The sequence below is a fragment of the Neobacillus sp. S1227 genome, assembly GCF_055385255.1.
Map to the genome: position 1 here is coordinate 3,907,413 of NZ_AP038276.1, position 22,935 is coordinate 3,930,347.

The 22,935-nt window shown below is 38.9% G+C and carries 16 protein-coding genes; 6 read left to right on the forward strand and 10 right to left on the reverse strand.

Features of this window, described 5'->3' with window-relative positions; all coding sequences use genetic code 11:
* Nucleotides 1-150 precede the first annotated feature (150 nt).
* Nucleotides 151-693, forward strand: coding sequence for a cupredoxin domain-containing protein (locus ACZ5AE_RS19510; protein ID WP_464566246.1), 543 nt, complete (start codon nucleotides 151-153; stop codon nucleotides 691-693).
* Nucleotides 690-2,168, forward strand: a complete 1,479-nt coding sequence (locus ACZ5AE_RS19515; protein WP_464566247.1) for a cbb3-type cytochrome c oxidase subunit I — start codon at nucleotides 690-692, stop codon at nucleotides 2,166-2,168. Before ACZ5AE_RS19510 ends, ACZ5AE_RS19515 begins: the two co-directional genes overlap by 4 nt.
* A 38-nt stretch (nucleotides 2,169-2,206) precedes the next feature.
* Here ACZ5AE_RS19515 and ACZ5AE_RS19520 read toward each other — a convergent pair whose 3' ends face one another.
* The 3 genes from ACZ5AE_RS19520 to ltaS all read right to left on the reverse strand — a co-directional run bounded on the left by ACZ5AE_RS19520 (nucleotide 2,207) and on the right by ltaS (nucleotide 9,092).
* Nucleotides 2,207-3,367, reverse strand: a complete 1,161-nt coding sequence (locus tag ACZ5AE_RS19520) for a cation:proton antiporter (protein ID WP_464573674.1) — start codon at nucleotides 3,365-3,367, stop codon at nucleotides 2,207-2,209.
* A gap of 206 nt (nucleotides 3,368-3,573) precedes the next feature.
* A complete protein-coding gene (locus ACZ5AE_RS19525; protein ID WP_464566248.1) occupies nucleotides 3,574-6,978 on the reverse strand; it encodes a hypothetical protein in 3,405 nt (1,134 codons plus the stop codon).
* 155 nt (nucleotides 6,979-7,133) lie between these two features.
* Entirely contained in the window at nucleotides 7,134-9,092 is a 1,959-nt protein-coding gene (gene ltaS / locus ACZ5AE_RS19530) for a lipoteichoic acid synthase (protein WP_464566249.1), read from the reverse strand.
* 415 nt (nucleotides 9,093-9,507) lie between these two features.
* On the opposite strand from ltaS, the gene ACZ5AE_RS19535 reads away from it, so the two are divergent.
* A complete protein-coding gene (locus tag ACZ5AE_RS19535) occupies nucleotides 9,508-9,687 on the forward strand; it encodes a small, acid-soluble spore protein, H family (RefSeq protein ID WP_464566250.1) in 180 nt (59 codons plus the stop codon).
* Between the two features lie 41 nt (nucleotides 9,688-9,728).
* Nucleotides 9,729-9,890, forward strand: a complete 162-nt coding sequence (locus tag ACZ5AE_RS19540; protein WP_464566251.1) for a hypothetical protein — start codon at nucleotides 9,729-9,731, stop codon at nucleotides 9,888-9,890.
* A 70-nt stretch (nucleotides 9,891-9,960) separates the two neighbouring features.
* Here ACZ5AE_RS19540 and ACZ5AE_RS19545 read toward each other — a convergent pair whose 3' ends face one another.
* The 3 genes from ACZ5AE_RS19545 to ACZ5AE_RS19555 form a co-directional block, all read right to left on the reverse strand.
* The gene (locus ACZ5AE_RS19545; RefSeq protein WP_464566252.1) at nucleotides 9,961-11,109 is read right to left on the reverse strand and encodes an acyl-CoA dehydrogenase family protein; all 1,149 of its coding nucleotides are present in this window, start codon (nucleotides 11,107-11,109) and stop codon (nucleotides 9,961-9,963) included.
* Nucleotides 11,110-11,180: 71 nt separating this feature from the next.
* Nucleotides 11,181-11,834: a potassium channel family protein gene (locus tag ACZ5AE_RS19550; protein WP_464566253.1), complete on the reverse strand. Its 654-nt coding sequence runs from the start codon at nucleotides 11,832-11,834 to the stop codon at nucleotides 11,181-11,183.
* Nucleotides 11,835-11,870: 36 nt separating this feature from the next.
* A complete protein-coding gene (locus ACZ5AE_RS19555) occupies nucleotides 11,871-12,020 on the reverse strand; it encodes a hypothetical protein (RefSeq protein WP_464566254.1) in 150 nt (49 codons plus the stop codon).
* 455 nt (nucleotides 12,021-12,475) lie between these two features.
* On the opposite strand from ACZ5AE_RS19555, the gene ACZ5AE_RS19560 reads away from it, so the two are divergent.
* A complete protein-coding gene (locus ACZ5AE_RS19560) occupies nucleotides 12,476-13,966 on the forward strand; it encodes a nitrate/nitrite transporter (RefSeq protein WP_464566255.1) in 1,491 nt (496 codons plus the stop codon).
* Between the two features lie 141 nt (nucleotides 13,967-14,107).
* Here ACZ5AE_RS19560 and ACZ5AE_RS19565 read toward each other — a convergent pair whose 3' ends face one another.
* Entirely contained in the window at nucleotides 14,108-15,469 is a 1,362-nt protein-coding gene (locus ACZ5AE_RS19565; RefSeq protein WP_464566256.1) for an IS1182 family transposase, read from the reverse strand.
* A gap of 295 nt (nucleotides 15,470-15,764) precedes the next feature.
* On the opposite strand from ACZ5AE_RS19565, the gene ACZ5AE_RS19570 reads away from it, so the two are divergent.
* The gene (locus ACZ5AE_RS19570) at nucleotides 15,765-17,072 is read left to right on the forward strand and encodes a NarK family nitrate/nitrite MFS transporter (RefSeq protein WP_464566257.1); all 1,308 of its coding nucleotides are present in this window, start codon (nucleotides 15,765-15,767) and stop codon (nucleotides 17,070-17,072) included.
* Nucleotides 17,073-17,333: 261 nt separating this feature from the next.
* Here ACZ5AE_RS19570 and ACZ5AE_RS19575 read toward each other — a convergent pair whose 3' ends face one another.
* The 3 genes from ACZ5AE_RS19575 to ACZ5AE_RS19585 all read right to left on the reverse strand — a co-directional run bounded on the left by ACZ5AE_RS19575 (nucleotide 17,334) and on the right by ACZ5AE_RS19585 (nucleotide 22,776).
* Nucleotides 17,334-18,182, reverse strand: coding sequence for a 3D domain-containing protein (locus ACZ5AE_RS19575; RefSeq protein ID WP_464566258.1), 849 nt, complete (start codon nucleotides 18,180-18,182; stop codon nucleotides 17,334-17,336).
* Between the two features lie 221 nt (nucleotides 18,183-18,403).
* A complete protein-coding gene (gene fdhF, locus ACZ5AE_RS19580; RefSeq protein ID WP_464566259.1) occupies nucleotides 18,404-20,464 on the reverse strand; it encodes a formate dehydrogenase subunit alpha in 2,061 nt (686 codons plus the stop codon).
* A 134-nt stretch (nucleotides 20,465-20,598) separates the two neighbouring features.
* Nucleotides 20,599-22,776: a PAS domain-containing protein gene (locus ACZ5AE_RS19585; protein ID WP_464566260.1), complete on the reverse strand. Its 2,178-nt coding sequence runs from the start codon at nucleotides 22,774-22,776 to the stop codon at nucleotides 20,599-20,601.
* Nucleotides 22,777-22,935 lie beyond the last annotated feature (159 nt).

A 22,935-nucleotide genomic window follows, 5' to 3' on the forward strand; every position in this document is an offset into this window, starting at 1 on the left:
AAGTTATTTAAAATAGGAAAATTTTCAGTTTTACTAGAATGTATGATTTTTTTCACTATTTTGTCACAAGAAGGACATTAAAATGTAAAAGGAATAAACAAGTTGTTGGGGGATGACTTGTTTTTTGAAACAATATTGGGAGGGGATTTCATGTACCAATCAATTGCATGGTACGCTACACTGTTCTTTGTTTTCCTCATTGCACTTGCTTTTTCTTTCGTTTATGGGGAGTCGAGGAAACAACGAGAGTATGGGCCTATTCAAGAGAAAGGCTACAAAATCCGGAAGTTCTATTTTTTAGGGCTTGTTGCTGTGATGGGGTTTGCTACTGCCCTGTCATTAAGTAAAATGCCTTATCATGCCCAGCATGCCAAAGCAGATACAACCAACAAGATTGTGGATGTTACGGGGATGCAATTTTCCTGGGAACTAAGTGATGACCACTTTGTAGTTGGCGAACCAGTTCAGTTTCGTGTCACTAGCAAGGATGTAACCCATGGATTTGGACTATATGATCCAAAAATGAAATTAATTGCCCAGACGCAGGCAATGCCTGAATATACCAATGTAATGGAGATAACATTTACAAAACCGGGCACCTACAAAATATTATGCTTGGAATATTGCAGTACCGGACATCATGTCATGATCAAGGATATTGTCGTCAAGCCAAAAGGAGGTAACCAAATATGAGTAACAATGCACGTAAATCTATTAAAAAAGGCGTGGTTTTTTCGTTAGTGGTTACCTCTATTGTACTGGTTCTGATGATGATTTTCGGCGTAATTATGCTGTTGAACCAAGGAAATGTTGTTAAAATTTCACCGGAATTGTTCTATAAGGTGATGACTATTCATGGAACAGGAATGATTGGAATTGCTGCATTGGGCGGCAGTGCCATCATGTGGTACTTTCTATCAAAATATATCCAATTAAATCATAAAGTCTTTTTTGCCAATTTGGCCTTGTCTTTAATTGGTGTTGTTTTAATTCTGACTGCTATTTTCGGATTTAACTTTTCAGATGGATGGACATTTCTGTATCCTCTTCCATCATTTTCAGCAAAATTTAAAGGGATGACTGGCGCATTGTTGTTCCTGTTTGGACTTCTAATTCTTGGTGTCGGCTACCTTGTTATGTATTTCTATTTGGCAGCTAGACTTATCAAGGAATACGGCGGCTTAGGAAAATCGCTGGGCTGGGATTATATCTTTAGAGGGAAACAAGGATATGGTCCGCCAGCGGCAGTTGTGGCAACAACCATGGTAATTATCGCCAATTCAGTTGGGATTCTTGCTGGTGCTACTGCACTAATGGAATCAATCATCAACATTATTAATCCAGATTTCACCTTTAATCCGATGCTTGCCAAGCATTTAACCTATGCGTTTGGGCATATTTTCGCTAACTGTACAATTTATATGGCTGTAATTGCGGTTTATGAAATCCTGCAGGAATATACAGGACGTCCATGGAAATCAAATAAAGCCTTTTTGATTGCTTGGAACTTCTCTACCTTATTCACACTTATGATTTATACTCACCATCTGTTAATGGACTTTGCCGTACCGCGATGGATGCTGATAATCGGGCAAGTATTTTCCTATGCAAACGGCCTTCCTGTCATGGTTGTAACAGCCTATGGCGCCTTAATGATTATTTTCCGCTCTAGTGTGAAATGGGATTTTGCCTCAAGCATGATGTTCATAGCGATGTTTGGCTGGGTGGCTGGCGCTGTACCAGCTATCATTGATGCAACCATTGTCGTTAACCATGTAATGCACAATACTAAATGGGTTCCAGGCCATTTCCATACCTATATGGGAATGGGCGTTATCGCGATGATTTTCGGCTTTATGTATTACTTCAATAAAACAGAAGGTAGGCAAAAACAAACAGAACTTGATAAATTGGCTATTGCCACTTATTTTATCTTCTTTACAGGCCTGACTGGTTCCTTCCTCTATGCCGGAAAAAACAGCGCACCAAGAAGATGGGCCGAACATTTACCAGAATGGACCGGTTCCGACCAGGTTGGAGCATTATGTGGTGTTTTCATAATTGGTGCAGCCTTAATATTTACAACAAGATTTATAATGGGATTGCGGAATTGTGGCAAAAAGACACCTGACAATAAACTGTCAAGTCCATTAAAATCTGTCAGCTGATACGGCAAGCGGCTGCCCCTGGAGGGCAGCCGCTTCCTTTATGCTGTACTCTTCATTGCATTTTGCTTGACGCCCCGTTGAAAGAAAAACTTCATCATCGGTGGAGTTACAATTGTCGTCACAAGAACAACAATTACTAGGATGGAGAATAGCTGTTGGCTGATTAATTTTGAGTCTATTCCAATTGTGGCAAGAATCAAAGCAACCTCACCTCGTGAAACCATGGCTGCACCTATTCCAAGTGAACTGTTCCATGAGAAACGGGCCATTTTAGCGCCCGCAGCTGCACCAATAAGTTTTGTTAAAATAGCAATTATACTAAGGACAATAATAAGCCCAATATTTTGCCCAAGGCCTTCGAAGCTAGCCTTTATACCAATCGATGTAAAGAAAACTGGAACAAAAATGGAATAGCCGATTGTTTCCACTTTTTCAAAGACTTCCTTTTTGAAGTCTGTTAAACTGATCGCCACACCCGCAATATACGCTCCAATAATGGCTGCTACACCAGTTACCTCAGCTAAATAGGCATAAAGAAAACAAATAATTAATGCCGCTGAAATGACTGACTCGGTAACCTTTAATGGGGCAAACTTTTTTAAAATCCATGGAACAAGCTTCCAAGCAGCTAAAATGGCACCACCGAAAAAGAGGACCTTTTTAATTATAACCATGCTTAAATTCACATCGCCGCCGGCCATGCTCATTAAAAACGCCAGGGCAATAATAACCACAACATCATCGATGACTGCTGCCCCAAGAATTGCTGCTCCCTCTTTTGACTGCATTTTATTTAACTCTTTAAGCGCCTGGACAGAAATACTGACACTTGTAGCAGAAAGTAGCAGCCCTAAAAATAAGGCTTCAATCGTGGTCATATTCATAAGAATTCCGGCCAAAAAACCGACCGCCAAAGGAACAATTATTCCGCTTAAACCCACAAATGTAGCAGCTTTTCCTGAACGCTTAAATTCATCCAAATCTGTCTCCATGCCGGCAATGAACATTAACAAAATGACTCCTATTTGGCTGATCTGTTCTAATGTCGTTGTTTCTTCTACAAGCCCCAAAACAGCAGGTCCCAAAATAATACCGATAACCAGTTTTCCCAACACAGATGGCTGGCCCAGTCTGACACTGATATCTCCCGCTATTTTGGAGGCAATTAATATAACCGCCAATTGAAATAATAACTCCATCAAAATCACCTTTCCTTCTAAAAAATAAAAAAAGAGTCTGAATTTTACAAACAGACTCTTTACAAATGAAGACAAAAAAAGCCTGTCAACAAAGGGCATAGATATCCCTAAGTGACAGACTCCTCCTAAATGACAAATATTAAGTTAACACTATAATAACAGACTTTATGGTATTTTTCAAGAAAAATAGATAAATTTCAGACTGGTTAATCCCATCTCTTGATTCGATCAATTGTCTTTTCCTTTAAAATAGTAATAAAAGTCGTTTCCCCTTTCAGGAGTTTTTGTTTATTCCATTCGTTAAAGCTGGCTGCAGTAATCAGAATAAGTCCGGCGAGTAACAGATAAGTCCACCATGGCATATTCCCCCAATAAGGTCTTGTCTGCAAAAATACATTCAGAAGTAACACACCTGCACCAGTAAAAAAGTACGCTTTTATTTGCAAATACATTCCTGCAAGCATGGACAGTAAGGAAAGTGAACCCAGAATGATGGCATCATAAATAGTATTGCTTGCCAGCCCGTCCTGGATTAATAATAGTGAAACAACGATAAGGGATGTCCATTGAATCGATTTAGTTATTTGTGTGTACTTGCCTTTTAATAGTCGGCGAGTGAATATCACTAGGACAATGAAAGGCAGCACCTGGACTTCCCTCTCCCATAAAAGAGGAATATCGACAAGCCCAATAATGGCATAGTACGGCTGCAATAAATAGGCGAGGGCGGCTATCCCGAAAAACACTGAGATAGCTGCTGGTACTCTTTTTCTTTGCAAGAAAAAGTTACCGGCAATCAATATGCCTGGGAGAGCGTGACTCCATAGTGATTCATCCATAAAGAAGTACATCATCACAAAAAACAAAAAGGAAATAATGGTATACCCATCTATTCTGATAGTAATAAGATTTGTTCCCTTGCTGATCAGCTGTTCGTATACCTTATGGCCGATTGCCGACATCGAAATCCCCAACCCGCCTGAAAGGAGCAAATATTGGACAGATGTCAGGTCACCTAAATAAGCAATTTGTGCCGTTGCCGCAAACAAGAAAAACAACGGAATGATACCAAGTACATCCCATTTTATTTTATGCAAATAAAGTAATGTGACCGTAGTGAAAGCAATCATCACGATATAAGGCTGCAAGTTAAACGGATACGTCCAAAGGAGACAGCCAATTCCGAAAATAGCGAATGGAATCAAGTAGCAGGCGGTTCTCTTTTTATATTCATCATTGACCAGTAAGGAGAATATAAAAATGAAAGCAGCTGTAATTGGGAATTCATACAATCCCACAACAGAATCCAGCCATTTATCCATCCCGGTTGAGATTAGTAAAAATAATGAAGTAAAAGCACCGTAAAGGAATATTTTGATACTCCATTCATTTTTTGCCATATTTGTACTCAGACCGTATACAAGCAATGAAATGGCAAAATTATAAAGTGCATCCGTGTGATAAAAAAACAACGTAGATGCCAGCACAATCGGATACAAGATATGCCCCGTCCAAACAAAGGCAGATGACAAGACGGAGTCCATTTTCCTAGTTAAGAAAGCGATCCCCAGCAAGAAAACAGCACTTGTTACAGCCATCAAGGAGCTCGTAAGGCGGCCCAAATCAACCTTCAGGGAAACAGAATGGATGGCCGAAAAATAAACTAGCATTGTGTTGATGCTCACAAGAAACGGTGCCCAATCCGTCCCAATCCTTTTATATAGGTAGAAGTAAAGTGCTGCACCGATTGTAATAATTAGCGGCTGTACCCATAGCGGGTTAACTTGCCCAAATAATGCATGGGCAATGGCAATCGCATAAATGCAGGATGATGAATAAAGGGAAGTATTGCTTAACTTTTTTTCACTCCGCTTATTCCAAAGTACGGCTGACAACAACACTAAAATGGCACCCGCCGCAAAATTGACTGCATTTCCAAAATCAACTGAATAATATTGATATCGTATATTTAATTCCTGTCCAAAGCTTATCGCTGAAAAACCAAGCGAAACGGGCAGACTCCAGAGAGCCATCTCCTTAAAAATAACGCCTGCTTCGTTCTTCAAAATCAAATAAGTGACCAAAACCGTTAGAAGCAGCATAACCCCAAGCTCCCACCATTGGTTAAACAGAATTGCGGTGATTAAGCTAGCGGCAATAATCGCCAATCCAACATCCTTAGAACTTTTATGAATTTTAGATAGCCATTTAAATCTTCCTACTCCTATTAAAGTGAACAGGAGGAATCCACTGCAAAATATTGAGAGTGAAGTATCAATACCTTCGATTTTCCATAAGACTAAATGGATCGCCTCATAAAGACCTGATGCCATGAAAGCTGAACTTAAATATGGAAACAGTTTTTTTCCGCTGCTATGAGATAAATAAATAAAGTTTGCTGCTATGATAAAATAAGCAAACATCAAAACAATAGAGGGGCTTCCAGAGCGGAGTAAAATGCCTTCCAAGCTAATATAAATAAAAGCAAAACCAGAGATAACGGCACTTGTATATTGAAATACCCGATCAAGTAGAAACTTATTATTTAACGCTTTTGGAATAAACACAAAGCCAAAACCGATTAAGGCATAGACAATTTCTCCAAAGTAGTCCAGGAAGCTGTTTTCGATCAACTGATATGCCCCATAAACAATCATTACGCTAAATACGAAATGATATTCCTTTCTACCACTTACATACATCATCGATAAATAAACCACAGCTGTCAAAAGCAGGTTAAAACTATAGAGAACTTCATTGTCATATAAAAACAGCATGAATAAGGTGCAAAGAACGAGATTGACCTGTATAAAGGGCGCAAATTCTTTGGTAAACAATTTATAGGTTTCTATGCCTTTATATTTGTGATAAATAAAAATAAGAACAGCACTAAAAAGCATCATCCCAAAATAAAAGAAGTCGACTTTTAGTTTTAGTCCTGACAGCAAAAAAGCAGCACCAGCAGAAACCGATATATAGGAAAACCAAACGAACAGTCTAGATCTCAATTTTTTTGCAAAATGGAGATAAACAACAACCGGAACAATACTCCCCAGCATACCAAGCAAATATCTGCCTTCTCCATTGATGGATAAATACCCGCCTAATAGTCCAAACCATCCTAGAGATATGATAAAAATAGGCAGAAATAAACTCCCAAGAACAATAAAGGCAAACGCTGTTTTTTTAATCTTCAGTACTTTTTGAGCAAGCATGGCGATTCCAAAAAACAATAATACAACCACTGCAATGGAACCGCTTCTCATCACACTTGTCATGGATTCCCACTTGCTTGTGGCAACAAATAATCCGCCAATCAACAAAAAGATAACTCCAATGTTTAATGACCAAGTGATATTCTTCTCACGGATCTCTTCCGGTGTCAGCACCTTTTTAATCTTTTTTGGTTTCGGTGATGCGGTTTTGTTAACAGGCACCGCTTTTTCAACTTGATTTGGTATTTTGTCTTGTTCCAATAAATCCAAATGGTATTGATGGTGTGCATTTGCGACCGTTTCGACGATTGCCTCAGAAAGGTATCCTTCTTCTCGAAGAGTGAAAAGCTCCTGGCGAAAAATTTTTCGCCTTTCTTCTCTTTTGTTCGGCTCCATTTCATCACCTTCTCCATTAATGAACATTTTTCCCATAAAATACATTTATTTCCTATATAGTGAAATTTTACACTATTATTAAGATTTTTCAACATTTTTTTCAAAGGTTTTTAAAACAATAAAAAAAGAGGGAAGATTTTCATCTTCCCTCGGTTTTAGTTGCTTTCAGTTGTTTTGGACGTCTTGCCTGTCTTAGGTCCCAAGTATTCATAGTCGTTAGGATTGATTGACGTATATCCTTCCGGCTGATAAAAACGAAGCAGGTCTTTGTAGACAACCTCATCAGACATTTGCAGTTCTGAGCTAACCTTGTCTGCAATATCCTTGCAGGCCTCTGAATTCTCTAAAAGCTCACCTGTTTCAGTTGAATAGCATTTGTCTTTTACTTGAATAACATCTGAGGATACAAAATCCCCATTCCTGAATAAAGCCCAATTACGATGATTTGGCGACAGTAAATCTGAACCAAACTCTAGGTAGTCCTTCGTATCAATACCAAGCAAGTGAAGAACAGTCGGACGAACATCTACTTCGCCGCCGAATTGCTTTTGAATCCCGCCTTGTACTCCTGGTACATGGATAAATAAAGGTACGCGCTGTAATTTAGCATTAATTGCAGGAGTAATTTCATCTACTCCCAGTACTTGTGCCATGGCATCGTTGTGGTTTTCGGAAATGCCATAATGGTCACCATACATAACAACCATTGTATTATCATATAAACCTGAAGCCTTTAAATCATTAAAGAACTGTTCCAATGCCTGATCCATATAATGTGCAGATTGAAAATATTGATTTACGACCGTATCTTCAGTATTACCGGCAGGGAAGTCTGTGTCCTCCGGATCCATTTCAAAAGGAAAATGGTTTGATAAGGTAATAAATTTTGTATAGAATGGCTGTTTTAAGCTCTTTAGCATTGGCATAGACTCAGCAAAGAACGGTTTATCCTTTAAACCATAGTTTTTCGTGTTTTCATCAGTCATGTTGTAATATTCCGCATCAAAAAACTGATCATACCCTAAAGCCTTATACATTACATTCCGATTCCAGAATGTTTTATAGTTGCCATGGAAGACAGCGGAATTATAGCCGTTCCCTTTTAAAATGGCCGGCATAGCCTGATAAGTGTTTTGGGCTTTGTTGACAAACACAGCACCTTGAGCCATTGGGTATAATGAGTTTTCCATTAAAAACTCGGCATCCGAGGTTTTCCCCTGCCCAGTTTGATGGAAAAAGTTTTCAAAATAAAATGTATTCTGATCATGTGTCAATGAATTAAGAAACGGTGTAACTTCCTGACCATCCGGCATCTTGTAATCAATCATAAAGGATTGAAATGATTCCATTGAAATAGTTATCACATTCATTCCTTTGGCCTTACCAAAATAATCAGGATTTGGCGCAGCATGATTCGCTTTAACATAGTTTTCGACCGCAGTAACGTCCGTTGAATTTGCAAGTGCTCTTTGACTCGATGATTTAATATTTTGAATGACATCATAAATCGTGAAGTTATAGGCACCAAGATATTTCACTAAATAATTTCGGTCAAAAGAACGAGTCAATAGCTGTGGACGGTCCTTTTCCGCTAGACCAAGGTTAAACAAAAATGTCGTAATCGAAAACAAAAGAACGATTTTAAATGACTTCCTGTTCGTAACTGTCACTTGTTTGAACACGGTTAAAGCAAGGGCGATCAAAATAAAGAAGTCAGTAAAATAAAAAATATCTAGCGGGGACATGAGTGAGAGAGCACTGTCACCCAATTGTCCGGCATTTGTTTTCGTCTGCATTAAAACAGGTACGGTTATAAAGTCATTAAAAAAGCGATAATAAGCAATGTTTGCGTAAAGTAAAAATGACAATATAAAATTTGTGATAATCATAACAAGCTTAGTACGCTTTTTAAAGAGCAAGGCAATTCCAAAAAAGAATAGCGCCGAACTCAATGGATTGATAAATAATAAAAATTCTTGCAGGCTGTTATCAATTCCTAAATTAAATTCAATTTGATATGCAGCATAGGTTTTTAGCCAAAATAAAACAACTGCAATAACGTAAAGTGTAATATGACTTTTGTTTACTTTTTTTAAAAGTCTTTCCTTAATCATTTTTAAAACTTCTCCTCTCACTTACCAAATTTAACTTCGGTAAACGAACCTCAATAACTATATCATATTTTCTATAAAAAGAAAAACATAACTTGTTGCTGAATGTCCCTTTATTCTTATGCTATAAGATAGTTGGACATGACTATTTTCAAACTCAATAATATAAGACGTTTTAAATTAAATTTAGTTTCAGCATTTTCTTATTAATTTATTTTTTGGGACAGCCTTATTTTTCTTTCCTGCTTTCCTGTAGTGTTTCTAAATAGCATATACATTCGAATCTTGGTGTGCAATCGGATTTTAGTCTTATCTTTTATAGACCCTTTCTATATATAATAGAAGAAAGCGGTTACATTGCATAAAATCACTTCGTTCATCACAGACTAAAATGATTATTAATGGAGGAGTGAAAGTAATGAATGTCAATAGGGTAAAACAAATCCTATCTTCATCCGCTGATATCGTGGTTAAATACAATGGTGCATCAGTATGGATTGACCAGTTAAATGAGGATGGGAGAACTGCGACCGTCCATTTGCGCGGGCCGCTCGAAGAAAGAACAACTGTGGAAATCAGCCAGCTTATCGAAGAGTAAAATATTTCTTAATTACTTTATAAATAAAGGAATGATTATAAATGCCTCGAGGGAAAGAATTGGAACAACTGCCTATGGCTAATATTGCCCCGGGTGCGGGAAAAGACCCAGGTGAATTTGATAGGGAGGTTCTAGGAACAATTACTCAACAAGCACAGCCGCAGCCGGCAGATCTTGAAAAGGAAAATGAGGACATGGTGTAAGGCAGGAAAGTTAGTTCCTGCCTTACACTTTTTTTGGTAGTACTCTAATTGGCCTGTTGGTTTCTACAGGTTAGTTATTGATAATACTATTCTTTGCCAGCAGCTGGATGGTCATATCATCCATTGGCGGATTATGGAGCCCTGCCCTAACGTCACGGTAATATCGCTGAAGCGGGTTTTGTGATGAAAGACTTTTTGCTCCGACTATTCTCATTGCAAGGTCAACGATGGAAATGGCGGAATTTGTCACAGTTAATTTGGCGGCTCCCAATACTGGGGCGAGTTTTTCTCTTTCTTCCTCAGTTGATTCATCCCATTGTTTAGCGGCCCCATATAGGAAAAATTCCGCCTGCAAGATTTTCAATTCCATTTCTCCAATTTTTTGCTGAACATTTGGCAAATCAATAATTGTCCCCTGGATGCTATTTGGTGAATATTCTTTGGCAAAATTTACGGCATATCTTTTCGCCGCTTTTGCAATTCCTAAATAGCAGGCCGGAATATGAAGGAGCCACCCCATCGCCCCCTTTTTACCCGGTTTAATTGGCTCGACCATATACTCGCTTGGAATAATGACATCCTCCAATACCAAATCATGGCTTCCCGTACCCCTCATGGCTATAACGTCCCAGGTTTCCTCGATTTTCAATCCTTCAGCAGACCGAGGAATAAGAAAATTTGCAAATTCATCAGTATCCTTTAGACTTGCACTGACAATAAAATAATCAAGAACTGGAGACATGGTGGTAAAGGTTTTCCTGCCATTGAGAATCCACCTGCCGCTCTTTTGTTCTGCCGTTGTCTCCGGTCTGCCGCCGCGTGTCGGGCTGCCTGTTTTTGGTTCAGTGGCTGCGCTGTTAATTAACGAGCCTGCCTTTACCTGTTCACATAAAAATTTGAATATATGTTCCTTCCATGAATTTTTTTCGTCCAAATTATAAATAATGCCCATATGCCAGCCAATCGCCAGGGCCGTTGAACCATCCCCTTCAGCAATCAGTTCTTGGAGTTTAATCATTTCGTAAAGAGAGATTCCCTTGCCGCCATATTTTTTAGGTACGGTTAATGTGGTATATCCTGTGTCTTTCAGATCTTGAATATTATCAAAAGGAAACCCACCCTCCACATCTACCTTGTGGGCTCTCAATTGGAAACGAGTTGCTAATGTTTTCATTAATTCCAGCCGTTCTTTTGTGGTTTCTAAATCAGTAAATTTCATCTCGATCTCTCCTCTCAACATAATTATATTTTCGCAAATAAAATCCCCCTATTCAAATGGGGGGACTTAGATTATTCGAGATTAGCAAATCGCTCAAGGTCTCGGTTTTCTCCAATAACCACTAGAACATCACCATGGTCTATGATTTTATCTGGTGAAGGGGAGATAAAAATATCGTTATGGTGGCGAATTGCGATGACACTAAGATTATACTTGGCACGCAAATCGAGTTCTCTTAAGGTTTTATTCGTCATTTTTTCCGGTATTTTTACTTCTTCAACCCTGTAATCCTTGGACAATTCAATAAAGTTCAGCACCTTTGGGGATATCAACTGATGGGCAACTCTTATTCCCATATCCCGCTCCGGAAAGACAACCCAATCTGCGCCAACCTTTTTTAAAACTTGCCCATGTAATTTATTTAAGGCTTTGGCAATAACTTTTTTTACTCCTAATTCCTTAAGTAGCAAAACACTTAAGATACTGGCCTGAATATCATTGCCAATTGCGACGATAACGGTATCAAAATTACGAATTCCAATCGACTTTAACGCTTCTGGATCGGTCGAATCTGCGATAACGGAATGGGTTACATAGCTTTGAGCCTCATCTGCCCTTTCCTCGTTTACATCGACACCGAGCACATCTTTTCCGGATTCATATAACTTATTGGCAATGCTTAGTCCAAATCTGCCTAATCCAATAACTGCAAATTGATCTTCCATGTTTTGAAGTATCCTCCTCGCTATCAGTTTAGCCAATCATGATTTTGTCTTTTGGATATCGGAAAGGAAGGCAAGGAAGAAAGTTCCTATTGTTCCAAGTGCCACTAAAAAAATGGTGGTAACAAGAACAATCTTTTTATGCAGGGACAACTTCTTGGAGAGTCGATAATCGTAAAGCTCTTTCATAACGATGAAGCCAATTCCGCCCAATACTATTAATGTACAAACTGTTAATGTGACAATTGGGGCGTCTACATAACTTGTTTAACAATGAAATTCACCCATCGAAGTATTTGTGGCGGGTCAAGATAAAGTCTTTTTTTCGCTTCATTCATTCCTTTCTCACCTTCTTACTTTAAAATGCATAAAAGTCGAAAATCCCTTTCATATATTTTCCATCCCGTCCATTATTTATTAATTTTCTATTGACATACTATCGTTCTTCCCATCTTATAACATTGGCTGATACTGGTGAATTTTCAAATTTATTCAACAACTTTCCAACATTTATGTGCCATTCCTCACAGAATGTGACAGTTTTATGTAATATAATGCTTCGGAGGAAATAAATTGTTGGTGGTGCATGAAATAAATTAGGAAGTTTTATTTTTAATTTATTGCAATGCAGAGGAGGAATATAAATGAATCAAGGAACAAAGCAGCTATTTTTACAAACAGGAAGCCTAATCGCCGGGTTTATGGTTTGGGTGCTCATTTCTTCATTAATGCCTTTTATTAGGGCAGATATTAAACTTTCTTCAACGGAAATTGCCTGGGCCACAGCTGTACCTGTTATCCTAGGGTCTCTCCTTAGAGTTCCAATCGGCTATTGGACTAATCGGTTTGGAGCCAGAATATTATTTTCAATCAGTTTTCTACTTCTCCTGTTACCGATTGCCATCATCAGCTATGCCAATTCCATGTTTATGTTAATTGCAGGCGGATTTGTGCTGGGGATTGGCGGGGCGATATTTTCCATCGGGGTAACCTCTCTCCCAAAATATTATGCCAAAACAAAGCATGGTTTTATTAATGGTATATACGGTGCAGGCAATATCGGTACAGCTGTTACTTCCTTCCTCGCACCAGTACTGGCCGATGAGTTTGGCTGGAGAACAACGATACAAATATACCTAATCATTGTGATTATTTTCGCCCTATTAAATTTCCTTTTTGGTGACCGTGAGGAACAAAAGGTTAACCTTCCATTATCGGAACAAATTAATAAAGTTTATCGAAATCCGAAGCTTTGGTTTTTAAGCTTGTTTTATTTTATAACCTTTGGATCTTTTGTGGCCTTTACGATTTATCTGCCGTCCTTTTTAGTGAATCACTTTGAGTTATCGAAGGTGGACGCAGGTTTACGTACTGCAGGATTTATTGCTTTGGCTACTCTTTTCCGTCCAGTCGGCGGATGGTTAGGGGATAAAGTAAATCCTTTTTTGATTCTTGCAACAGTTTTCTTCAGCCTTACATTCGCCGGCTTTTTATTGTCGTTTACACCATCCCTGCCCATTTATTCTTTTGGCTGTTTATTGGTTGCTTTCTTTGCTGGAATTGGAAATGGGGCTATTTTTAAACTGGTTCCTCTCTATTTTTCAAAGCATGCAGGAATTGTCAACGGAATTGTTTCTGCGATGGGAGGCCTTGGAGGATTTTTTCCTCCAGTTATTCTAACCATTCTCTTTAATCTTACAGGCCATTATGCTATTGGATTTATGGCCCTTTCTGAATTTTCATTGGCCAGTCTGGTCATCGTCGTATGGCTTTACTACCATGAAAAACTTGATATTTCTGCACAAATCGTGAACCATGCAGTCGATGGAATTTGTGTCACTGATCCAAATGGAATCATTCAAAGAGTGAATCCGGCTTTCACGAAAATTACTGGCTTTAAACAGGAGGAAGTAGTTGGTAAGACCCCAAGCGTCTTGCAATCCGGGGAGCATAACAACGAATTTTACAAACAAATGTGGGCGAGCCTTTCATCGACAGGTTACTGGGAAGGGTACATTTGGAATAAGCGTAAAAATAATGAGATTTATAAGGAATGGCTGACTATAACAGCGATTAAAGATGATGTAGGTGAAACCCAAAATTACGTTGGGATGTTTAAAGAGGAAAGTGCGTAAAGTTAACAAGCTGAAGAGACCTTCGTTTAAGAAGGTCTCTCAGATTGTAGACAAAAGGCATTCGAATGATCCCATTCGGATGCCTTTTTGTAGGATTTTTTGCTCGTAAGAGCAAAATTTATGCCTATCCTATGCCTATTGTTACGCCATTTCTGGACCTTTCCATGTCCAGTTGGCCATCTTTTTTAAATTCATGGCAGCAAAAGTAAGCATCGCCTGCATGGACAATTTTTTAAGGCCCCTTAGGGTTGTCCAACGCATACCATGCTTCTCCTTTGCATCCGCAAAGACACGCTCAATCGTTTCTTTACGTCTTGCATAAATGGTTTTATTTTCTTGTGTGTGACGAAGATGATCGGCTTCTTCTAAATAGTTCTCCCACACATGACGCTGAATTAGTTTTTTATGTTCCTTACTCTGCGTGCACTGTGAAAGTAATGGGCAATTTTTACACTCAATCGGATTAGAGAAGTATTGACGGTAACCTTCCTTGGTCGTGGTTGCATATTTTAATACTTGTCCTTGCGGACAGATATAACAATCGTAGTATTCATCATATACATATTCATGCTTTCTTATATAACCATCCTTCGTACGTGGGCGAGTATAAGGTAAAGCTGGGATCATATCGTTTTCAAATAAGTATTGAGCAATAGCAGGTGTTTTATATCCGGCGTCAGCAGCAACAGCTTCAGGTTTTCCATGCTTTTCAATTACCTTTTCAAGGAGTGGTTCAAAAATGACACTATCATGGATATTACCTGGAGTTACAATTGCACCTAAAACAAAACCATTTTGATCAGAAGCAGCGTGTAATGAGTAAGCAAACTGTTTTGTTCGCTCATCTTTCACGTAATAACCACTTTCCGGATCAGTAGTACTTTCCTTGATTTCTTTATTTTCCTCTTTATCAAATTTATCTGGAGGAAATGGCCTTTTTCCGTGATCTTCGCGGTCTTTATTAATCTCGTCTTGTAGACGTGCTTCATAAGCTTTTGATTCTTTTCGAACTACTTTTTTCTCAAATTTATGCTTATTAGCGCTTGCCTTAACATGTGTAGAATCAATAAATACGTGCTCGCTACTAATCAATTTCTTGTCTGAGGCTTCCTTCAAAATACGATAGAAAATCTGTTCAAATAAATCTGTATCTTTAAAGCGGCGCTCGTAGTTTTTACCAAACGTCGAGAAGTGAGGTACCTTATCATAAAAACCAAAGCCCAGAAACCAGCGATATGCCATATTCGTTTCGATTTCAGTTATTGTCTGACGCATTGAGCGAATACCGAAGGTATATTGGATGAAAGCCATCTTAATCAATACAACAGGATCAATACTCGGACGTCCTCGTTCAGATGAATACATATCTTGAACAAGTGAATAGATAAAAGAAAAGTCGATAGCAGCTTCAATCTTACGAACCAGATGGTTCGCAGGTACAAGTTGTTCTAAAGCTATCATTTCTATTTGGTCACGGTTCATCTGTGTATTTTTAGTTAGCATTTCATTCACCCCATAAAAATCTCGATACCTTAATTATACAAAAAAGACTGCCGGCAAACCCGAAGTTTTTCGAATTTGTCGACAGTCTGAGAGACCTTCGTTTAAGAAGGTCTCTTTCTTTTCGGCAACAGGGTAAATTTTTTACAACTTTTTGTCAACTTAATCGAGTTCACAGTTCCTTCACTACTTTTGTGACGTTCGTCACAAAAATCATTTTATCCTTTGGTTTATATTAACATTGTAAACAACAAAACTAACATTTTAAAAATAGAAATCCACATTGGAGGAGATAAAAATGGCTCGAATAACGTATTGGAACCCAGAAGACGAAAAGTTCTGGAAAGCGGAAGGAAAAAAACACGCAAAAAGAAATCTATGGATATCTGTCCCATCATTAATGCTTGCCTTCATCGTTTGGCAAATTTGGTCAGTGGTGGCCATTCGCTTAAATGATATTGGCTTTAACTTTACGGAGGAACAGCTCTTTACTTTAGCGGCTATCCCGGGTCTTGTCGGAGCAACTCTTCGCTTTGTTTATACATTTGCAGTCGGAACGATAGGTGGGAAAAACTGGACGGTTATTTCAACTGCCATTTTAGCGATACCAGCTATCGGGATCGGCTTTGCAGTTCAAAATCCGGAAACACCTTACTCTGTAATGCTTCTCCTTGCAGCACTTTGCGGTCTAGGCGGCGGTAATTTCTCATCATCAAGTGCCAATATCAGCTTTTTCTTTCCAAAGAGTGAAAAAGGTACTGCTCTTGGAATTAACGGCGGCTTAGGAAATATGGGGGTTTCAGTGGTTCAATTTATCACTCCATTAGTCATTACATCTGGAACATTTGCCTTAATTGGAGGTAAGCAGGTTTTATCTAACGGTCAAGAAGTTTGGTTACAAAATGCAGCGTTTATTTGGGTTATCCCTATTGTGATTGTAACATTACTTGCGGCATTTAAAATGGATAACGTTCCAGGAGCAAAACAATCAGTAGCAGATCAATTTGTGATCGTTAAGCGGAAACACACATGGATTATGACCATTCTTTATATCGGCACATTCGGATCTTTCATAGGATATTCAGCAGCATTCCCATTATTATTAAAATCACAGTTCCCTGAATACATTTCTCTTGCTTTCCTTGGCGCTCTTGTAGCGGCTGCCGCAAGACCTGTAGGCGGGTGGATTGCAGATAAAATGGGAGGTGCAAAAGTTACAGCCTATGTATTTGTCGTTATGACAATCGGTGCTATTGGAGTAATCTATTTCCTTAATGCTAAACATTTTGCAGGATTTTTAATTTCATTCTTAATTCTGTTCCTTGCATCTGGGATTGGCTCAGGTTCTACTTTCCAAATGATTCCGAACATTTTCATACCAAAGGAAGCGGCACCAGTTATAGGCTTTTCAGCAGCGTTTGCCGCCTACGGATCATTCTTAATTCCAAAACTGTTCGGCTGGTCTGTTAAGGCTACTGGAACGCCACTAACAGCTTTTTATTTCTTTATTGGATTTTATGCTATTTCATTCGCTTTAAACTGGTACTACTATCAAAGAAAAGCTACTGTTGCAAAAACCCAAGAACTAGCAAAACAAGCCGGATAATCGTCCGGCTTGTCAGGCTGTCGGGAAACTTTCGACTGCCTTTTATTTACTAATTTTTATTTAACGATTCACCGCATTAATTTATATTAGGCTTTTCGACAAGTCTGTTGATTAGCGCTCAAGGACCTCCCCGCGGAAAGCGAGTGCCCGGAGCGGAAATCAACAGGCCCATTAGCAGAAACAATCAATTAATAAAAAAAATTGCCGAGAAAAATACCCATTCTCGACAATTTGACAGGCCGGATTTTGATCAGGCTTGTTTTAGTTTAATATTTTGACTGTAATTGTTTTTCGTCCCCAGTTAAGTGCATCTTGTTCTGAAGGGATAAACACATCAATTTCATGTCCATTAATTCCCCCGCCAATATCACCTGCAACAGCTTCACCGTATCCTTCAACATATACCTTGCTTCCAAGTGGTATAACTGCCGGATCTACCGCAATCACTTTTGCATTTGGGTTAGCTTTAATATTTATTCCTGTTTTGGTAATGCCAGAGCAGCCTTCACATGAAGCTGTATAAGCAGTGGCGGCTACAGTAATCTCTTTTGGTTGATTTTGATTTTCAACCGGCTGTGCGTCGATGTTATTGTTGTTATTATTATCATTTGTAGCAGCTTCGATGGTTTTATTATTTTGATTGTTATTGTCAGGCGTTACGACAGATTCCTTATTTTCGACAACAGGCTGTTCCTGTGGTTTACTGTCATCCTGCTGGCTAACGGCTATTTCAGGTTTGTCTTGAATTGGTGCAGCAGTTTCTAGTTTCTGCTCATTGTTCTCCGCCACTTTTGGAGTAACAATTTGGATTTCCGGACTAATAATCGTTTCATTTGCTTTAGCGACTGTTTCCTGGATGTATTTTGCACTGTCCCAGATAGTATCAGTTTTATTAATAATCAATTGTTTTTCACTTTGTAACATTGGAATATCTTTTAGAGTTGAAATTTTCATCCAATCTTCAAAAGTTTGCACATTTGTAATATTCATTTCCGGCTGTTCTTTCAAGGAGTCCACTTGAGGAACTGCTAATGCTGAAGCATGTGCATGCACCCCAAAACCCGCTGATAATCCTATAGCTGCAATGAATGTTTTTATTTTAAAAATCATTTAACTACCTCCTATGTTCCCACCGAAGCATGTCTAAGGTAATCTTAACATGGTTTTTTATCAAAAAAAGAACAGGGAGATGTTAATTCATTAACAAGAATGGCAGTTAGATTACAATAGCATTTCTAACGCATCAGAAACTTCCATCCTGCCTAAGATTTGGGGTTAAAGGAAATAAAAAAGAATAGTGGAATGCCAATTTCCACTATTCTTTATTGTTTTTAGCTTATCCGCTCAATCGATACTGCACAAGCTTTATATTCAGCTGTTCCCGAAATCGGATCATATTCATTTAAAGTTAATACGTTAGTTGGTGTTTCGCTCCAGTGGAAACTCATAAAGACAAGCCCTGGTACAACCTGTTCGGTAATTTTGGCTTTTACTTGAAGTTCTCCTCTTCGTGAGCGGACTTGGACGACTTCCCCATCCACTATTCCTAGGGAATTGGCGTCTTCAGGATGGATATCAACAGTCTCTTCTGTCTGTTTTATTTTCACTCCCGCAGCATAATGCCGAGTCTGTGTATGCGTGTTGTATGACTCATAACGTCTTCCTGTCGTCAACGTAAAGGGATACTCTTCATCCGGCGGCTCCATAGGCGGTGTATAATCTACAGGCACAAAAGGAGCTTTTTTAGAAGACGCTTCGTTTTGATGGAACCTTTCATGCATAATAAATGTACCTGAGTGGTTTTCATCTGGACAAGGGTAATGAATGCTGTACTCCTTCTCCAGCCGCTCATACGAAATGCCCCCGTACATTTCCCATGCGATTTTCCTAACTTCATCCCAAATTTCTTCGCTGTTGTTATAATGCATCGGATAACCCATCAATGTCGCAAGCTCGCAAAGAATGACCCAATCTTCCTTTGTATTCGGACCTGGCTCGACAGCTTTACGTACTCGTTGGATCCGCCGGTCGGTGTTTGTGTAAGTCCCTTCGACTTCACCCCAGGAACGGGCAGGGAGCACAACATCAGCCATTTTCGCGGTTTCGGTTAGAAAAATGTCCTGAACGATTAATAAATCCAGCTTTTTGAACAATGTTTTTGTATGGTTCATATCTACATCGGCGAGAAGTGGATTTTCTCCAATAATATAAAGTCCTTTTAGTTCTCCCATCTCAAGCCTATCAAAGGTTCTGGTTTGAGTGTCGCCCGCCTGAGGATTTAGAGTAGTATTCCATTCCTTTTCATAACGGGCCCTGTAATCATCATTACTTAAACTCATTGCTCCTGCCAATTGATTTGGAAGACAGCCCATATCACCGGCACCTTGAACATTATTTTGTCCTCTTAGCGGCATAATTCCGGAGCCTGGCTTTCCAATGTTTCCAGTTAAAAGGGCAAGATTGGCAATGTCAAAGACATTGTTCACTCCACAGTGATGTTCAGTAATTCCCAATGTATAAGCAATCATCGAACCGCTTGCATTGGCATACTCCCTAGCAGTGGCCACAATCTCTTCCGCAGCAAGACCTGTGATCTTGGCCGCATATTCAGGTGTAAATAGCTCAACCTGATTTGTCAGCTTTTCAAAATCAATTGTAAATTGATCAATAAATTTTTGATTATAAAGACCTTCCTTTAGAATTACACGAATCAAGGAATTAATAAGGGCAATATCAGTGCCTACATTGATTTGCAAGTGGCGGTGAGCAACTTTTGTCATTTCTATTTTTCTTGGGTCGATGACGATGATTTTGAGGCCGGCTTTTGCTGCTTTTTTCATGCGATTAGCGATAATCGGGTGTGCCTCCGTCGTGTTAGAACCCATCAGTAGTAATACCTCTGCTTTGTCGAAATCCTCCAAAGTGTTTGTGGGGAAACCGCTTCCAAAAATAGTTGCCAGACCGGCAACGCTTGGTGCATGTCACGTTCGGTTGCAGCCGTCAATATTGTTACTGCCAATAACCGTCCGCATAAATTTTTGCGTTATATAATTTGATTCGTTTGTGCTTCTCGCACAGGCGAACATGCTGATTGCATTTGATCCCCACCTGCTTTTTATGTCGGAAAGTTTGCTTGCTATAAATTGATAAGCTTCTTCCCAAGATGTTTCCACCAGCTCCCCGGCCCTTCTTATCAAAGGAACTGTCAGCCGGTTTTTGGCATGTACATACTCATAAGCAAATGCACCTTTGACACAGGTTTGTCCTTTGTTTACAGGTGCTTCCTTGTCACCGCGGATTTTGACAATTTTATTATCCTGAACCTCTAGGACTAATCCGCAGCCCGTACCGCAATATCCGCAAATTGTCTTTACTAAATTTGCTTCACCCAAAATGCTCCCTCCCTGTAATAATTTAACTATCTATATAATCATATTAATCTAATTATTACATTTACGGCTTCATTTTTCGCGAAAAATTTTGTCTATTTTATAAAAAAGAAAAACGGAAGAATAGTTCTTCCGTTTTAGGCTGTTTTTGCAGGCAATAGAATATTGAAGGTTGTTCCCTTATTTGGTTCACTTTCTACAAATACTTTCCCGTTATGGCTTTCGATAATTTTAAAGCTGACCATTAACCCTAGTCCATTGCCATTTTTCTTGGTAGTGAAAAATGGTTCTCCAAGCTTCTTCAGCTTTTCTTTTGGAATGCCAACACCGGTATCTTGAATAGAGATTTGCACATTATTCTCATGAATGATCGTTTTAACATGCAAATCCCCGCCATTCGGCATGGCCTCTATACCATTTTTTATAAAGTTTAAAAAAACCTGCTTCAAACGGTTTTCGTCACATTCTATCTGGATTAATTCCTGATTGCAGTTAAAATGCAGCTTGACGTGTTTTTTCCTCGCCTCAAACTCAAGCAGCGAAACCACATTTCTGATGACCGGAACGACATTCTTTTCTTCCAATTCCACTGCCTTAGGTTTAGCAAGGACCATGAAGTCTTCGACTATGGTATTGACGCGCTCTATCTCATCTAAAATAATATTCAAAAATTCGAGGCGCTCAGGGTCTTGCTCATCTAGCTGTAAGAATTCAGTGTAACCTTTCATAGATGTCAGCGGGTTGCGGATTTCATGGGCAACGCCTGCAGCTAATTGGCCAACCGCCGCAAGCTTATCCTGCCGGTGGAGGACTTCTTCTGTCTTCTTCCGTTCTGTTATATCATTGCGGATCGCCAAATACTGATATGGCTTGCCTTGGTCATTGAGAAATGGAACGATTGTGGTATCAACCCAATAAAAAGTTCCATCCTTTGCTTTATTGCGGATTTCCCCTTTCCAAACTTTTCCTTCCCCAATCGTTTTCCATAGGTTTTTAAAGAAGTCACTGGAATGGTAACCAGAATTTAAGATATTATGATCCTTTCCGAGAATCTCATCACGGCTGTATTTGGATATCTCACAAAACTTGTCATTTACGCGGGTAATTTTCCCCCGTGAATCCGTAAAGGCAACAATTGAAGACTGATCCAAAGCAAATTTAATATCAGTATTTTCCTTCATTGTTTCTTTTAAATGATCCTCGGCACGTTTCCGGTCTGAAATATCCGTCCGAATCGCGACATATTGATACGGCTTCCCGTGACTATTTAGAAAGGGAACAATCGTTGTATCTACCCAATATAGGCCTCCATCCTTGGCTCGGTTGCAAATTTCCCCGTGCCAAACATCACCATTTCCAATTGTTTTCCATAGATCTTTAAAAAAGTCTTTTGAATGGTAGCCGGAATTTAAGATGCGGTGATCTTGGCCAATCAATTCATCCCGGTTGTATTTCGATATTTCACTGAATTTTTCATTAACAAATGTAATAATCCCTTTTGCATTGGTTATCGCTACAATGGATGATTGATTTAAAGCAAAGGTTATATCTTTTACTTCTTTAATGGACTCCTTTAGGTTGAAATCTGATGCGGCTAGCTGTTTGCTAATTAAGGTACTTGAAACAATCAGTCCCGCCATTATTAGGATTGAAACAAACAGCACCAAATAGGTAAAAAACAAACTATCTGGTGCAGAACTAACTGTATTGTTATCCGTGATAAATAGTGTCGATTTCTTTAATAAAATATGTCCTTCGGCAATCGCGGCAGTTAAAATAATCGAACTAACTGGCTTTAGCCAGACCTGATTTTCAGTAGGAATATTCTTTACTGAAAACAAAATCCAAAATGAAAATAAAAAGGCTGCAAACATTAATAGTCCAGAAAAAGCAAATAAAAGGAAATGATATTTAATTGTCACATTCATAGAATAAATCCCTATTATATGGATAGAAAAAACAGCTAAGGTTAGTAATGAACTGCCAGCAAGCAGATGCGACATTTTAATTTCTTTTCCAAACAGCGGAAAAAACGCCATTCCGGTAAAGGCTACTCCAATAAATATGGAGAGAATTGTTAATGGAATATGGTAATTAGCAAACAGCGTACTATTAGTTGTTAATAACCCAATAAAATTAGTTACCCATACTCCAATTCCCATCGATAGTGTGCCGCCTATATACAGCAACCTTTTATTTCGATCTGAGGACCAGATTAATGAAAACATGTCTAATGCCGTATAGGAAGCCATAAAGGTAAGTCCAATAGCAATGATAAAAAGATAAGGATGAAAATCTCCTAAAAATTCATTCATTAACTTGCATTCCCCCATTAATATACCTATTACTACTATGATTGTAATGGAAAGCGAAATGTTAGGAAAGATAAATTTTTGTTTAATTTGCCCTAAATTATATCCTCCATGAATGAACATTAATAAACCTGCCTTGCCGGGATAAAAGCTTATTATTAA